We start from the raw sequence: 497 nt of genomic DNA on the forward strand, positions 1-497 counted from the left end.
TGTTGTGTGTTTGGTGTGGGTTTTTGGGTTGTTTTGTGGTTTGGTTGTGTTGTGTTTGTTTTGTTTGTTGTGGGGGGTTGGTGTGGTGTTTTTTGTTGGTTTGGTTGTGGTTGGGTTGTTTGGGTTGGTTTTGGGGGGGGGTTTGGGGGGGGGGTGTGGGGTTTGTGTTTTTTGTTTTGTTTTGTGGGGTGGGTGGGGTGGGGTGGTGTGTGGTGTGGGTTGGTGTGGGTGGTTGTGGGGTTGGGTTGGATTGTTGTGGGTTTGTGGGTGTGGATGTGTGGTGTGGTTGGTTTGGTGGGTGTTGTTGCGGTGGGTGGTTTTGTGGGTTTGGTGGGTGTGTTTGGGGTGGTTGGTTTTGGGTGTGGGGGGTTGGGGGGTGGGGGTGTTTGTTTTAGGGCTGTTTGGGTGGTTGGTTGGTTGGTTTTTGGTGTTGGTTTTGGGGTGGTTGGTGGGTTGGTGTGGGTGTAGGTTGTTGTTGTGGTTGGGTGGGGTGTTTA

Annotated in this window: 1 protein-coding gene; it reads left to right on the forward strand. The window is 52.5% G+C overall.

What is annotated here, in order from left to right; translation table 11 throughout:
• A partial coding sequence (locus tag ACTHUF_RS11085) for a hypothetical protein (RefSeq protein ID WP_440407713.1) occupies positions 1–395 on the forward strand: 395 nt, incomplete at its 5' end.
• Between the last annotated feature and the right edge of the window lie 102 nt (positions 396–497).

Origin of the sequence: Neisseria sp. P0024.S006, from assembly GCF_051956595.1 — a bacterium.
In the GTDB taxonomy this organism is placed as follows: Bacteria; Pseudomonadota; Gammaproteobacteria; order Burkholderiales; family Neisseriaceae; genus Neisseria.